The organism is Cellulosimicrobium funkei (assembly GCF_004519295.1).
GTDB classification, from domain to species: Bacteria; Actinomycetota; Actinomycetes; order Actinomycetales; family Cellulomonadaceae; genus Cellulosimicrobium; species Cellulosimicrobium funkei.
Genome location: NZ_SOZH01000003.1, coordinates 215,002 through 229,537 on the forward strand (window position 1 = coordinate 215,002; position 14,536 = coordinate 229,537).

Consider the following 14,536-nt stretch of genomic DNA (forward strand, 5'->3'; position numbering starts at 1 on the left):
TCTCGGGTGCCCGACTCCACGACCGGCCCGCAGACCACGACCCCGTCCGCGCTCGACCCCGAGGTCGCCGCGCGGCTCAAGCGCGACGACGCCGGCCTGGTCGCCGCGATCGTCCAGCAGCACGACACGGGCGAGGTGCTCATGCTCGGCTGGATGGACGACGAGGCGCTCCACCGCACCCTGACCACCGGGCGGGTGACGTTCTGGAGCCGGTCGCGCCAGGAGTACTGGCGCAAGGGCGACACGTCGGGCCACGTCCAGGTGGTGCGCTCGGTCGCGCTCGACTGCGACGGCGACGCGCTCCTCGTGCGCGTGCACCAGGTCGGCGCCGCGTGCCACACGGGCACCCGCACGTGCTTCGAGGCCGGCGGAGACCTGGGCGCCGTCGTCGGCGAGCTGCCGTCCGCGCCGGGTGCCCCGGACGCCGGGGCCGCGCCCGTCGTCGGACCGGACCCCGAGGAGGAGAACCAGTGAGCACGACCGTCGACCCGGCCGGAACCACCACCGTCCCCGCGGGCGGGCCCGCGTGGGGCACGACGTGGCCCGTGCTCGACGGCTTCCGCGCGCTCGCCCGCTCCCGCCGGGTCGTCCCGGTCGTGCGGCGCCTCCTGGCCGACGACGTCACGCCCGTCGGGCTCTACCGCACCCTCGCGCAGGGGCGGCCGGGCACCTTCGTGCTGGAGTCCGCGGAGTCGGACGGGCGCTGGGCCCGCTACTCGTTCGTCGGCGTCGCGTCCCGCGCGACCCTCACGGCGCGCGACGGCCGGGCGGTGTGGTCGGGCGACGTGCCCGCGGGCGTCCCGCGCGAGGGCGACGTGGTCGAGGTGCTGGAGGCGACGCTCGACGTGCTGCGCACGCCCGCGGTCGACGGCCTCCCGCCGCTCACGGGCGGGCTCGCCGGGGCGATCGGGTGGGACGTCATCCGGCACTGGGAGCCGACGCTGCCCGCGCACGCGCCCGACGAGCTGGGCGTCCCGGAGCTCACGCTGTGCCTCGCGACGGACCTCGCGGTCGTCGACCACGCGGAGGGCAGCGTGTGGCTCGTGGCGAACGCGATCAACTTCGACGACACGGACGAGCGGGTCGACGAGGCGTACGCCGACGCGGTGCGGCGCCTGGACGCGATGCAGGCGCGCCTCGTCGCGGGCGGTGCGCACGTCGCGTCGGTCGTGGCCGCCGACGCCGTCGAGCCGGAGCTCGAGTTCCGCTCGACGCGCGACGAGTTCGAGGCGTCCGTCGTGGCGGGCAAGGACGCGATCCGCGAGGGCGAGGTCTTCCAGGTCGTCCTCTCGCAGCGCCTGGACCTCGACTGCCCGGCGGACCCGCTGGACGTCTACCGGGCGTTGCGCACGATCAACCCGAGCCCGTACATGTACTACTTCCAGCTCACGGACGCGGACGGGCGCGACTTCGCGGTCGTCGGGTCGAGCCCGGAGACGCTGGTCAAGGTCGAGGACGGGCGGGTCACGACGTTCCCCATCGCGGGCTCGCGGCCGCGCGGCGCGACGCCCGAGGAGGACGTCGCGCTCGGGGAGGAGCTGCGCGAGGACCCCAAGGAGCTCGCGGAGCACATCATGCTCGTCGACCTCTCGCGCAACGACCTCGTCAAGGTCTGCGAGCCGACGTCGGTCGAGGTCGTGGAGTTCATGGCGACCAAGCGGTTCAGCCACATCATGCACCTGTGCTCGACGGTCGTCGGCACGCTGCGCGACGGCGCGACCGCGCTCGACGCCTTCCGGGCCACGTTCCCCGCGGGGACGCTCTCGGGCGCGCCCAAGCCGCGCGCGATCGCCCTCATCGACGAGCTCGAGCCCGCCTCGCGCGGGATCTACGGTGGGACGGCCGGGTACTTCGACTTCGACGGGAACATGGACATGGCGATCGCCATCCGCACGGCGCTGATCCGCGACGGGCGCGCGAGCGTCCAGGCCGGGGGCGGGATCGTCGCCGACTCCGTGCCGGCGCTCGAGTACGCGGAGTCGCGCAACAAGGCGGCCGCGGCGGTCCGCGCCGTGCAGGTCGCGGCGCGGCTGCGGGGGCTCGCGTGAGCCGCCCCGGCGGCCCGGCCCGCCGCACGGCCATCTGGGTCCTGCTGCTCCTCGGGGGCGCGACCCTCGCGGCGGCCGTGCCCACGTGGCTGCGCACGACGGGGGCCACCGCGCTCGACCCGCAGGTCGACGTCGCGGTGGCCGGCACGTCGGCCGCACCCGGCGTCAGCGCGGCCGCGCTCGTGCTCGTCGCGGCCGCGCTCGCGCTCGGCCTCGTGGGACGGGTCGGCCGGTGGATCGTCCTGGCGGTCGCGGCGGCCAGCGGCGTCGTCGCGACGGTGTCGGCGCTGAGCGTCGCGATCGACCCGGAACCGACCGCCCGGTCGGCGGTGGCCGAGGCGACGGGCGTGACGGAGCCGACCGCACCGGTCGAGCTCACCGCGGCGCCCTGGGTGGCGGCCGTGCTCGGCGTGCTCACCGTGCTCGTGGTGGTGTGGGTGGCGCTCGGCGCGCGGTCGTGGGCGAGCGCCTCGACGCGGCACGAGCGGGCCGGGGCGACGCCCGCGACGGCAGCCGGCACGCCCGCGGACGGCACGCCCGAGGCCAAGGGCGCGGCCGGCCCCGCCGACGCCGAGGACGTCTCCGACCACGACGCGTGGGACGCGCTCTCCCGCGGCGAGGACCCCACGGACCGCTGAGCAGCGCGGACGTGTCCCACGCGACGTCCGCCGACGTCCCGCGACGGGACGGGCCCCGGCCCGGTCCGATAGGCTCTGACCACATCTTGACGAAAGGCACGACCCTCATGGCCGAGAACCAGCAGACCACCGAGATCGCCTACCTGCCGCCCGCGGCACCGCCCACGAACCACGGCCACACCGTCGCCGCGTGGTTCACCATGATCGGCATCATGGTCGGCGCCCTCGTGGCCGCGATCGGTGTCGTGGTCGCCGCCGTCTGGCTGTTCTGGGTCGGCATGGGCGTCGTGGCCGTGGCGCTCGTAGGCGGCCTCGTGCTCCGCAACATGGGCTACGGGCAGAAGAAGCAGGACGCGCGGTGACGCAGCCGCCGGCACCGGGCCCGCACGACGGCACGCCCCCGCAGGACGGGTCGCGGGCGCCGTACGGCGCGTCGGTGCCCGGCGGCCCGCAGCACCCCGGCCCGCAGGGTCCTGACCAGGGCTACCCCGGGCAACAGCAGCCCGGTCAGCCGTACCCGGGCCAGCAGTACCCCGGGCAGCCGTATCCCGGCCAGCAGTACCCGGGCCAGCCGTACCCGGCAGGCGCCTACGCGCCGCCGCCGTACTACCCGAAGAACAACCTCGCGATCTGGTCCCTCGTCCTGGGCATCGCCGCGTTCGTGCTCAGCTGCGGCTTCTTCACGGGCATCCCCGCGGTGATCGTGGGCAACGCGGCGAAGCGTGCCGTCGCGGAGGGCCAGGCGGACAACGACGGCATGGCGACGGCGGGGATCATCCTCGGCTGGGTCGCGATCGGCCTGTCCGCGATCGGTCTGCTGCTCCTGCTGGTGTTCTTTCCCGCCGTCCTCGCCTGGGTCGGCACGATCCCCGACCAGTACTGACGGGGCGGTCACGTGACGTCCGAGGCGGTGCGCCGACGGCTGGTGCCGCGCGAGGCCGTGGCGCCGCTCGCCGTCGGTACGCTCGTCGCCGCCGCGACGGCGTACGTGGGCGCCGTCGACCCGAACCGCCCGGGCCACTACGTCACGTGCCCGCTGCTCGCCCTGACGGGCCTCGCGTGCCCCGGGTGCGGCGGCCTACGGGCCACGCACGACCTCGTGCACCTCGACCTCGCCGCGGCCTGGTCCATGAACCCGCTGTGGGTCGTCGTCGCGCCTCTGCTCGTCGTGCTGTGGGGCGTGTGGCTCGTCCGTGCCTGGCGCGGCCGCCCCGCGCCGCGCGTGCCCGCGGGGGTGGCGTGGACGTCGCTCGCCGTGCTCGTGCTCTTCGGGGTGCTGCGCAACGTGCCCGCCCTGGTCCCGTGGCTGGGCCCGGTGGCCGCCTGAGCCGACGGCCGTGACCGCGACCTGCCGCGCCGCCCGTGTCTCGGGGGCTGGGCCGTGGTCATCGTCACTCGGGGGCGGCTCTACGATGGCAGGTACCTCCCTGTCAACGGGTCGGCCCGAACCTGTGGGTGCACGCCGGCCGACCGGCCCGGCAGGGGGCGGGACGACACGGGGAGTGGTGGGACGATGACGGTGCTGGACGACATCGTCGCGGGTGTGCGCGAGGACCTCGCGGCACGCCAGGCGACGACCTCGCTCGACGAGCTCAAGGAACGAGCCGCCCGCGTCCCCGGTGCGCTCGAGTGCGTGAGCCGCCTCAAGGCGGAGGACGCCGTGGCCGTCATCGCCGAGGTGAAGCGGTCGAGCCCCAGCAAGGGCGCGCTCGCGTCCATCTCCGACCCGGCCGAGCTCGCGGGGGAGTACGAGAAGGGCGGCGCGGCCGCGATCTCGGTGCTCACCGAGCAGCGGCGGTTCAACGGGAGCCTCGCCGACCTCGACGCCGTCCGGGCGCGGGTCGACGTCCCGGTGCTCCGCAAGGACTTCGTCGTGACGCCGTACCAGGTGTGGGAGGCGCGCGCGCACGGCGCGGACATCGTGCTCCTCATCGTCGCCGCGCTCGAGCAGACGGTGCTCACGTCGCTCGTCGAGCGCGTGCACTCGCTCGGCATGACCGCGCTCGTCGAGGTCCACACGCTCGACGAGGTGACGCGCGCGCTCGACGCCGGGGCGCGGGTCGTCGGCGTCAACTCGCGCGACCTCAAGACGCTCGACGTCGACCGCACGACCTTCGCGCGCCTCGCGCCCGCGATCCCCGACGAGGTCGTCCGCGTGGCCGAGTCCGGCGTGCGCGGGCCGCACGACGTCATGGACTACGCCCGCTCCGGCGCGCACGCCGTGCTGGTCGGCGAGGCGCTCGTGACCGACGACGCGCCGCGCTCGTCCGTCGCCGACCTCGTCGCGGCCGGGTCGCACCCGTCGCTGTGGTCCGTGCGGCCCTGAGGCACGACGGCACCGTCCGTCACGTCGCAGGCGCCGCGCCCCGGCCCAGCACACCCCACCACGCAGGAGGACCGGCCCCGTGCCCGACTCGACACCATCGACCACCCCTCCGAGCGGCGCGCACTCCGTCCGCGCCGACCTGACGCGCTCCCTCGCGACCCAGGAGGGCCCCTACTTCGGCGAGTTCGGCGGGCGCTACGTGCCCGAGGCGCTCGTCGCCGCGCTCGACGAGCTCGAGACCGAGTACCGCAAGGCGCTCGACGACCCGGCGTTCGTGGCCGAGCTCGCGCGCCTTCAGCGCGAGTACACCGGCCGCCCGAGCCCGCTCACGGAGGTGCCCCGCTTCGCGGAGCACGCCGGCGCCTCGCGCGTGTTCCTCAAGCGCGAGGACCTCAACCACACCGGCTCGCACAAGATCAACAACGTCCTCGGCCAGGCGCTGCTCGTCAAGCGCATGGGCAAGAAGCGCGTGATCGCCGAGACGGGCGCCGGCCAGCACGGCGTCGCGACGGCGACCGCCGCGGCCCTGCTCGACCTCGAGTGCGTCGTCTACATGGGCGAGGAGGACACGCGGCGCCAGGCGTTGAACGTCGCGCGCATGCGCCTCCTCGGCGCCGAGGTCGTCCCCGTGACGATCGGCCAGCGCACCCTCAAGGACGCGATCAACGAGGCGCTGCGCGACTGGGTCGCCAACGTCGACACGACGCACTACCTGCTCGGCACCGTGACCGGGCCCCACCCGTTCCCCGAGATGGTGCGCGAGTTCCACCGCGTCATCGGCGAGGAGGCGCGCACGCAGATCCTCGACCGCATCGGGCGCCTGCCCGACGCGCTCGCCGCGTGCGTGGGCGGCGGCTCGAACGCGCTCGGGCTCTTCAACGCCTTCCTCGACGACGAGGGCGTCGAGCTCTTCGGCTTCGAGGCGGGGGGCGAGGGCATCGAGACGGGCCGCCACGCGGCCCGCTTCAGCGGCGGCGCGCCGGGCGTCCTGCACGGCGCGCGCTCGTACCTCCTCCAGGACGAGGACGGCCAGACCCTGCCGAGCCACTCGGTGTCCGCAGGTCTCGACTACCCGAGCGTCGGGCCGGCCCACTCGTGGCTCCACGACCTCGGCCGGGCGACGTACCTGCCCGTGACCGACGCCGAGGCGATGGACGCGTTCCGGCTGCTGTGCCGCACCGAGGGGATCATCCCGGCGATCGAGTCGGCCCACGCCCTCGCGGGCGCGCTGCGGGTCGGGCGCGAGGCCGCGGCCGCGGGCCGCACCGACCACGTGATCCTCGTGAACCTCTCGGGGCGCGGGGACAAGGACGTGGCGACCGCCGCCCGGTGGTTCGACCTCGTGGACGACGACGCGATCGCCGAGACGGCGACGGGCACGGAGGGACAGCTGTGAGCGCCGCCCAGACCCAGGACGCACCCGGGGCGTCGACGCCGGGGACGGCGTCGGCCACCGCCCGCCGTCTGCTCGAGCTGCGCGCGGAGGGTCGCGCGGGGCTCGTCGGCTACCTGCCGGTCGGCTTCCCGACGGTCGACCGCTCCGTCGAGGCGGCGCTCGCGCTCGTGGACTCGGGCGTGGACGTGCTCGAGCTCGGCATCCCGTACACGGACCCCGTCATGGACGGACCGGTCATCCAGGCCGCTGCCCAGGCGGCGCTCGACGGCGGTGCGCGCGTCGCGGACGTCTTCCGCGTCGTCGCGGCCGTCACGGAGCGCACGGGCGGACGCGTGCCGGTGCTCGTCATGACGTACTGGAACCCCGTGCTGCGCTACGGCGTCGACGCGTTCGCGCGCGACCTCGCGGCGGCCGGGGGAGCCGGGCTCATCACGGCCGACCTCGTCCCCGACGAGGGCCGCGCGTGGCTGGACGCCGCCGAGGCGCACGGTCTCGACCGCGTGTTCCTCGTCGCGCCGAGCTCGACGCCGGAGCGCCTCCGGCTCACCGCGCGCGCGTCGCGCGGCTTCGTCTACGCGGCCTCGACGATGGGCGTCACGGGCGTGCGCGCCGCCGTCGGGCCCCAGGCCGCGCGGCTCGTCGCCGACACGCGCGCGGCGGGCGCCGAGCTCGTGTGCGTCGGCCTCGGCGTCTCCACGGCCGAGCAGGCCGCGGAGGTCGCGCGCTACGCCGACGGCGTCATCGTCGGCTCGGCGTTCGTCCGGCCCCTGCTGGGTGACGCCCCGTGGGACGAGCGGCTCGCCGCGCTCCGCACGGTCGCCGCCTCGCTGGCGGCCGGGGTGCGGTCCGCCCGCCGGGAGCAGCCCGGCACGACGACGCCCGGCGGGGTGGTCGCATGAGCGCCGCGCTCGCCGTCGGGCAGCTCGTGGAGGCCGCGGGCGCCCTGCCCTCGGCGATCCCGAGCCCGCCCCAGCACACCTGGTACCTCGGGCCGTTCCCCATCCGCGCCTACGCGCTCGCGATCCTCGCCGGGATCGGCGTCGCCCTGTGGCTCACGCGCCGCCGCTGGGTCGAGCGCGGGGGAGAGGCCGACGACGTCCTGGAGATCGCGTTCTGGGCGGTCCCGTTCGGGATCGTCGGCGGGCGGCTCTACCACGTCTTCTCGACGCCCGACCCGTACTGGGGCCCGAACGGGGACCCCGTCCGCGCGCTGTACGTGTGGGAGGGCGGCCTCGGCATCTGGGGCGCGGTCGCGCTCGGCGCGGTCGGCGCGTACATCGGGTGCCGGCGCCAGCGTGTGAGCTTCCCGGCGTTCGCGGACGCGCTCGCCCCGGGGCTGCTCCTCGCGCAGGCCGTCGGCCGCCTCGGCAACTGGTTCAACCAGGAGCTGTTCGGCTCGCCCACGACGCTGCCGTGGGGCCTGCGGGTCGACGACTCGGTCGCCGCCGCGGCCGGCTACCCGCCGGGCACGCTGTTCCACCCGACGTTCCTCTACGAGATGGTCTGGAACATCGCGGCTGCCCTGCTCCTGATCTACCTGGACCGTCGGTTCCGGCTCGGTCATGGTCGGGTATTCTGGCTCTACGTCTTCGTCTACACGCTCGGTCGGGTGTGGATCGAGATGCTGCGCATCGACGAGGCCGAGCTCGTCCTCGGTCTCCGGCTGAACGTCTGGACCTCGATCCTGGTCGGTGTCGGTGCGTTGGTAGCGTTTATCGTTGTCGGGCGTCGCCACCCCGGGCGCGAGGAGACGGTGTCCCTCGACGCGCCGGGTGAGGCGCCCGCCACGGAGCCCACGGAGCCGGTCGAGGAGTCGACCGACGCCGCGGACCCCGAGAAGACCGCGGACTCCGACGACTCGGAGGAGTCCGAGCAGGCAGATGCCGCGCGACCAGACCCCGGTCGCTGAGCCTCCGTCACTCAACGGCGAATCCGCCGGGCGACCGCCCGGTGGTTCCGTCATGTCCACCAGGGCCGACGACGTCCCGAACCCCCCCAGCTGGAACCAGCCCGGCCGTCTCGGTCGGGCGCCTGTGAGGACGGTGTTGATGACCACGCCGCAGTATCGGGACGCGCACCGGGCACCCGCCCTGTCCGCCCCTCCCACGGCATCCGGTCTGTACGACCCCGCCGCCGAGCACGACGCGTGCGGCGTCGCCTTCGTGGCGACGCTCCGCGGCACGCCCGGACGCGACATCGTGGACGCGGGGCTCACGGCCCTGCTCAACCTGGACCACCGCGGCGCGGTGGGCGCCGAGGAGAACAGCGGCGACGGCGCGGGGATCCTCACGCAGATCCCCGACGCCTTCGTGCGCGACGTGGTCGACGCCGAGCTCCCGCCCGCCGGGCACTACGCCATCGGCATGGCGTTCCTCCCGCAGGACCCCGAGGCGGCCGCCACCACGGCCCGCGCGGTCGAGGCGATCGCCGCCGAGGAGAAGCTCGAGGTCCTCGCCTGGCGCGACGTCCCCGTGACGGCCGACCTCGTAGGCCCGAGCGCGCGCGCCTCGATGCCGTTGTTCCGTCAGGTCGTCGTGGCCGACCCGTCGCGCGAGCTGGCCGGCGTCGACCTCGACCGCCGGACCTACCGCCTGCGCAAGCGCGCGGAGAACGAGCTCGGTCTCTTCTTCGCGTCGCTGTCGGCGCGCACGCTCACCTACAAGGGCATGCTCACGACGGCGCAGCTCGAGCCGTTCTTCCCCGACCTGTCCGACCCGCGGTACGCGAGCGAGATCGCGCTCGTGCACTCGCGGTTCTCGACGAACACGTTCCCGTCCTGGCCGCTCGCGCAGCCGTTCCGGATGATCGCGCACAACGGCGAGATCAACACGGTGCGCGGCAACCGGAACTGGATGGCCGCGCGCGAGGGCACGCTCGCGAGCGACGCCCTCGGCGACCTCGCGCCGCTGCTCCCGGTCTGCTCCGACGGCTCGAGCGACTCGGCGAGCTTCGACGAGGTGCTGGAGCTGCTGCACCTGTCGGGCCGCTCGCTGCCGCACGCCGTGCTCATGATGGTCCCGGAGGCGTGGGAGAACCACGCCGAGATGGACCCGGACCTGCGCGCGTTCTACGAGTACCACTCGACGCTCATGGAGCCGTGGGACGGCCCCGCGTGCCTCAACTTCACCGACGGCACCCTCATCGGCGCGGTCCTCGACCGCAACGGTCTGCGCCCCGGGCGCTACTGGGTCACCGAGGACGGCCTCGTCGTGCTCGCGAGCGAGGCGGGCGTGCTCGACCTCGACCCCGCGACGATCGTCCGCAAGGGCCGTCTCGAGCCGGGCCGCATGTTCCTCGTCGACACCGGCCAGGGCCGGATCATCGAGGACGAGGAGATCAAGTCCCAGCTCGCGGCGCAGCGCCCGTACGCGCGGTGGGTCGCGGAGAACGCGGTCTACCTCGACCAGCTCCCCGAGCGCGAGCACGTCGCGCACAGCCCCGCGTCGGTCGAGCGCCGCCAGCGTGCCTTCGGGTACACGCAGGAGGAGCTCAAGGTCATCCTCACGCCGATGGCCAACACGGGCGCCGAGCCTCTCGGCGCCATGGGCACGGACACGCCCATCGCCGTCCTCGCGAAGCGCCCGCGCCTGCTGTTCGACTACTTCACGCAGATGTTCGCGCAGGTCACGAACCCGCCGCTGGACGCGATCCGCGAGGAGCTCGTCACGTCGATCGGCGGGGCGATCGGCCCCGAGCCGAACCTGCTCGTCGACACCCCGGAGCACGCGCGCAAGCTCATGCTGCCGTTCCCGGTGCTCGACAACGACCAGCTCGCGAAGATCATCCGCGTCGACAAGGACCCGAACCTCGCGGGCGTCTTCCGCGCCGTGACGATCAAGGGCCTGTACCGCGTGGCGGGCGGCGGCGAGTCGCTGCTCGCGCGGCTCGAGGAGATCTTCGCCGAGGTCGACGCGCACGTCGCCGCCGGCGCGAGCTTCATCGTGCTGTCGGACCGCGACTCGGACGCCGAGCACGCGCCGATCCCGTCGCTCCTGCTGTCGAGCGCGGTGCACCACCACCTCCTGCGGCGTCACACGCGCACGCAGGTGTCGCTCGTCGTCGAGGCGGGGGACGTGCGCGAGGTGCACCACGTCGCGCTCCTCATCGGCTACGGCGCCGCCGCGGTGAACCCCTACCTCGCCATGGAGACCGTCGAGGACCTCGCGCGCCGCGGCTACCTCGCGGTCGACCCGGCCAAGGCTGTCGCGAACCTCATCAAGGGCCTCGGCAAGGGCGTCCTCAAGGTCATGAGCAAGATGGGCATCTCGACCATCTCCTCCTACCGCGGCGCCCAGGTCTTCGAGGCCGTGGGTCTCTCGCACGACCTCGTGCAGGCGTTCTTCACGGGCACGACGTCGCGCCTCAGCGGGATCGGGCTCGACGTCGTCGCGGCCGAGGTCGCGGCGCGCCACGTGGACGCGTACCCCCGCTCCGGCAACCACCGCCCGCACGTCCGCCTGACCACGGGCGGCGAGTACCAGTGGCGCCGCGACAGCGAGGAGCACCTGTTCGACCCGGAGACGGTGTTCCGCCTCCAGCACTCGACGCGCGAGCGCCGGTTCGACATCTTCCGCGAGTACACGCACCGCGTGGACGAGCAGTCCTCGCGGCTCATGACGCTGCGCGGCCTCCTCGAGCTGCGCGAGGGCGAGCGCCCGGCGGTGCCGCTCGACGAGGTCGAGCCCGTGAGCGAGATCGTCAAGCGCTTCAACACCGGCGCGATGTCGTACGGCTCCATCTCGGCCGAGGCCCACGAGACCCTCGCGATCGCGATGAACCGCCTCGGCGGTCGGTCGAACACGGGCGAGGGCGGCGAGGACCCGGAGCGCCTGTACGACCCGGAGCGTCGCTCGAAGGTCAAGCAGATCGCGTCGGGCCGCTTCGGCGTCACGAGCGAGTACCTGACGAACGCCGACGACATCCAGATCAAGCTCGCCCAGGGCGCCAAGCCCGGCGAGGGCGGTCAGCTCCCGGGCCACAAGGTGTACCCGTGGGTCGCGAAGACCCGGCACTCCACGCCGGGCGTCGGCCTCATCTCGCCGCCGCCCCACCACGACATCTACTCGATCGAGGACCTCGCGCAGCTCATCCACGACGCGAAGAACGCGAACCCGGCGGCGCGCGTCCACGTCAAGCTCGTCTCCGAGTTCGGCGTCGGCACGGTCGCGACGGGCGTGTCCAAGGCGCACGCGGACGTCGTCCTCATCTCGGGCCACGACGGCGGCACGGGCGCGAGCCCGCTCACGTCGCTCAAGCACGCGGGCACGCCGTGGGAGATCGGCCTCGCCGAGACGCAGCAGACCCTCGTGCTCAACAACCTGCGCGACCGCATCGTCGTGCAGGTCGACGGGCAGATGAAGACCGGGCGCGACGTCGTCGTGGCCGCGCTGCTCGGGGCCGAGGAGTTCGGCTTCGCGACCGCGCCGATGGTCGTCTCGGGCTGCGTCATGATGCGCGTGTGCCACCTGGACACGTGCCCGGTGGGCGTCGCGACGCAGAACCCGGAGCTGCGGGCCCGGTTCACCGGCAAGCCGGAGTTCGTCGTGAACTTCTTCGAGTTCATCGCGGAGGAGGTGCGCGAGTACCTGGCACGCCTCGGGTTCCGGAGCATCGAGGAGGCGATCGGCCACGTCGAGTACCTGGACACGCGCCAGGCGATCGACCACTGGAAGGCGCAGGGTCTCGACCTCGCGCCCATCCTCGAGAAGCCCGTCCCCGTCGAGGGCGCGTCGCTGCGGAACACGACGACGCAGGACCACGGCCTGGAGAAGGCGCTCGACAACCAGCTCGTCGCGCTGGCCGAGGACGCGCTCGAGCGGCGCGAGCCGGTGCGGATCTCGCTGCCGGTCCGCAACGTCAACCGCACGGTCGGCACGATGCTCGGCCACGAGGTGACCAAGCGCTTCCGCGGCGAGGGCCTGCCGGACGACACGATCGACGTGACCCTCACGGGGTCCGCCGGCCAGTCGCTCGGCGCCTTCCTCCCGCGCGGCGTCACGCTGCGCCTGTTCGGGGACGCGAACGACTACGTCGGCAAGGGCCTGTCGGGCGGGCGGATCGTCGTGCGGCCGGACCGCAACGCGGTCCTCACCGGGTCGAGCAACGTCGTCGCCGGGAACGTCATCGGCTACGGCGCGACGTCGGGCGAGATCTTCCTGCGCGGTCGCGTCGGGGAGCGCTTCGGCGTCCGCAACTCGGGCGCGACGCTCGTCGTCGAGGGCGTGGGCGACCACGGGTGCGAGTACATGACGGGCGGCACGGTCGTCGTGCTGGGCCCGACCGGGCGCAACTTCGGCGCCGGCATGTCCGGCGGCACCGCGTACGTGCTCGACCTGCGCGAGAGCGCCGTGAACACGAGCGCGCTCGCGACCGGCGAGCTCGGGCTGAGCCCGCTCGAGGACGCCGAGGTCGCGCTCGTCGAGCGGCTCGTCCGCCGTCACCACGAGGAGACCGGGTCGCCGCTCGCGGCCGAGCTGCTCGAGGACTTCGCCACGGCGGTGCAGCGCTTCACGCGCGTCCTGCCGACCGACTTCGCCCGCATGCGCTCGGCGCTCGAGAAGGCCGAGTCGGCCGGTCTCGACCCGGCCGCGCCCGGCGTGTGGGACCAGATCTTGGAGGTGGCCCGTGGCTGACCCCCGCGGATTCCTGAAGGTGCGGGAGCGCGAGCTCCCGCCGAACCGCCCGGTGGCCGTGCGCCTGCGGGACTGGAAGGACGTGCACGCACACCTCGAGGAGGGCCAGCCGTTCCTCAAGGAGCAGGCGGGCCGCTGCATGGACTGCGGCATCCCGTTCTGCCACCAGGGCTGCCCGCTCGGGAACCTCATCCCCGAGTGGAACGACCTCGTCTACCGCGAGCAGTGGGCCGACGCGATCGACCGCCTCCACGAGACGAACAACTTCCCGGAGTTCACCGGTCGCGTGTGCCCGGCGCCGTGCGAGTCGAGCTGCGTGCTCGGCATCAACCAGCCGCCCGTGACGATCAAGAACGTCGAGGTCTCGATCATCGACGAGGCCTTCGAGCGCGGGTACGTCACGCCCCAGGTGCCCCAGCGGCTCACGGGCTTCACGGTCGCGGTCGTCGGGTCCGGCCCCGCCGGGCTCGCCGCCGCGCAGCAGCTCACGCGCGCCGGGCACACCGTCGCGGTGTACGAGCGCGACGACGCCGTCGGAGGCCTGCTGCGCTACGGCATCCCCGACTTCAAGCTCGAGAAGCACCACATCGACCGCCGCGTCGCGCAGATGGAGGCCGAGGGCACGCGGTTCCGCCCCGGCGTCGAGATCGGCGTCGACATCACGTGGGACGACCTGCGGGCGCGCTACGACGCCGTCGTGGTCGCGACCGGCGCGACGGTGCCGCGCGACCTGTCGGTGCCCGGGCGCGAGCTCGACGGCATCCACTTCGCGATGGACTTCCTGCACCAGGCGAACGCGGTCGTGGCGGGGCACGAGGTGCCCGACCAGATCACGGCCACGGGCAAGCACGTCATCGTCATCGGTGGCGGCGACACGGGCTCGGACTGCCTCGGCACCTCGCTGCGCCAGGGCGCGGCGAGCGTCACGACGCTCGCGATCGGCAAGCAGCCGCCGCTCGAGCGGTCCGCGACCCAGCCGTGGCCGACCGACCCGATCGTGTTCGAGGTGTCCTCGTCCCACGAGGAGGGCGGCGAGCGCGAGTTCCTCGCGTCGACCGTCGCGTTCCTCGGTGACGAGAACCGGGCCGTGCGCGCGCTGCGCGTCGCGGAGACCGAGTACCTGCCCGATGGCCGTCGCGTGCCCAAGGAGGGCACCGAGCGCGAGATCCCCGCGGACCTCGTGCTCGTCGCGATGGGCTTCACCGGACCGGAGACGGCTGCCCTCACGACCCAGACCGGCGCGGACCTCACGGGGCGCGGCCTCGTGGCGCGCGGCGACGACTTCGCGTCGTCGCTGCCAGGGGTCTTCGTGGCCGGCGACGCCGGTCGTGGGCAGTCGTTGATCGTGTGGGCGATCGCCGAGGGGCGGGCGGCGGCGGCATCCGTCGACGCCTACCTTCAGGGAGGGACCGAGCTGCCCGCGCCCGTGCGCGCGAACACCGTGTCCTTGCGCGCTTGACGTGCACCCCGACGTCGGATGTCCGGCGCCGGGACGA

The 14,536-nt window shown here is 73.9% G+C and carries 12 protein-coding genes; all 12 read left to right on the forward strand.

Annotation, left to right across the window (positions count from 1 at the left end):
* Window positions 1–6: 6 nt before the first annotated feature.
* Window positions 7–474: a phosphoribosyl-AMP cyclohydrolase gene (gene hisI, locus E1O70_RS03980; RefSeq protein ID WP_061267738.1), complete on the forward strand. Its 468-nt coding sequence runs from the start codon at window positions 7–9 to the stop codon at window positions 472–474.
* Entirely contained in the window at window positions 471–2,048 is a 1,578-nt protein-coding gene (locus tag E1O70_RS03985; RefSeq protein ID WP_061267739.1) for an anthranilate synthase component I, read from the forward strand. Before hisI ends, E1O70_RS03985 begins: the two co-directional genes overlap by 4 nt.
* The gene (locus E1O70_RS03990; RefSeq protein WP_061267740.1) at window positions 2,045–2,686 is read left to right on the forward strand and encodes a Trp biosynthesis-associated membrane protein; all 642 of its coding nucleotides are present in this window, start codon (window positions 2,045–2,047) and stop codon (window positions 2,684–2,686) included. The genes E1O70_RS03985 and E1O70_RS03990 overlap by 4 nt, the downstream gene beginning before the upstream one ends.
* Before the next feature lie 86 nt (window positions 2,687–2,772).
* Complete coding sequence (locus E1O70_RS03995; protein ID WP_228075274.1) at window positions 2,773–3,048, forward strand: HGxxPAAW family protein; 276 nt, start codon at window positions 2,773–2,775, stop codon at window positions 3,046–3,048.
* Window positions 3,045–3,569: a DUF4190 domain-containing protein gene (locus tag E1O70_RS04000; protein WP_061267741.1), complete on the forward strand. Its 525-nt coding sequence runs from the start codon at window positions 3,045–3,047 to the stop codon at window positions 3,567–3,569. Before E1O70_RS03995 ends, E1O70_RS04000 begins: the two co-directional genes overlap by 4 nt.
* Window positions 3,570–3,581: 12 nt before the next feature.
* A complete protein-coding gene (locus E1O70_RS04005) occupies window positions 3,582–4,013 on the forward strand; it encodes a DUF2752 domain-containing protein (RefSeq protein ID WP_061267742.1) in 432 nt (143 codons plus the stop codon).
* 186 nt (window positions 4,014–4,199) lie between these two features.
* Window positions 4,200–5,012 (forward strand): indole-3-glycerol phosphate synthase TrpC, encoded by an 813-nt coding sequence (trpC, locus tag E1O70_RS04010; RefSeq protein WP_061267743.1) that lies wholly within the window; start codon window positions 4,200–4,202, stop codon window positions 5,010–5,012.
* A gap of 139 nt (window positions 5,013–5,151) precedes the next feature.
* The gene (gene trpB / locus E1O70_RS04015; protein WP_061267779.1) at window positions 5,152–6,408 is read left to right on the forward strand and encodes a tryptophan synthase subunit beta; all 1,257 of its coding nucleotides are present in this window, start codon (window positions 5,152–5,154) and stop codon (window positions 6,406–6,408) included.
* Entirely contained in the window at window positions 6,405–7,307 is a 903-nt protein-coding gene (gene trpA / locus E1O70_RS04020) for a tryptophan synthase subunit alpha (RefSeq protein WP_082774452.1), read from the forward strand. The genes trpB and trpA overlap by 4 nt, the downstream gene beginning before the upstream one ends.
* Entirely contained in the window at window positions 7,304–8,317 is a 1,014-nt protein-coding gene (gene lgt, locus E1O70_RS04025) for a prolipoprotein diacylglyceryl transferase (RefSeq protein ID WP_061267744.1), read from the forward strand. The genes trpA and lgt overlap by 4 nt, the downstream gene beginning before the upstream one ends.
* A 139-nt stretch (window positions 8,318–8,456) precedes the next feature.
* Window positions 8,457–13,040 (forward strand): glutamate synthase large subunit, encoded by a 4,584-nt coding sequence (gltB, locus tag E1O70_RS04030; RefSeq protein WP_061267745.1) that lies wholly within the window; start codon window positions 8,457–8,459, stop codon window positions 13,038–13,040.
* The gene (locus tag E1O70_RS04035) at window positions 13,033–14,499 is read left to right on the forward strand and encodes a glutamate synthase subunit beta (RefSeq protein ID WP_061267746.1); all 1,467 of its coding nucleotides are present in this window, start codon (window positions 13,033–13,035) and stop codon (window positions 14,497–14,499) included. Before gltB ends, E1O70_RS04035 begins: the two co-directional genes overlap by 8 nt.
* Window positions 14,500–14,536: the final 37 nt, after the last annotated feature.

What these genes read in the sequence shown, in the direction of transcription:
- trpC (WP_061267743.1), top strand. Translation starts at nt 4,200, where the DNA reads ATGACGGTGCTGGACGACATCGTCGCGGGTGTGCGCGAGGACCTCGCG.
- lgt (WP_061267744.1), top strand. Translation starts at nt 7,304, where the DNA reads ATGAGCGCCGCGCTCGCCGTCGGGCAGCTCGTGGAGGCCGCGGGCGCC.
- gltB (WP_061267745.1), top strand. Translation starts at nt 8,457, where the DNA reads ATGACCACGCCGCAGTATCGGGACGCGCACCGGGCACCCGCCCTGTCC.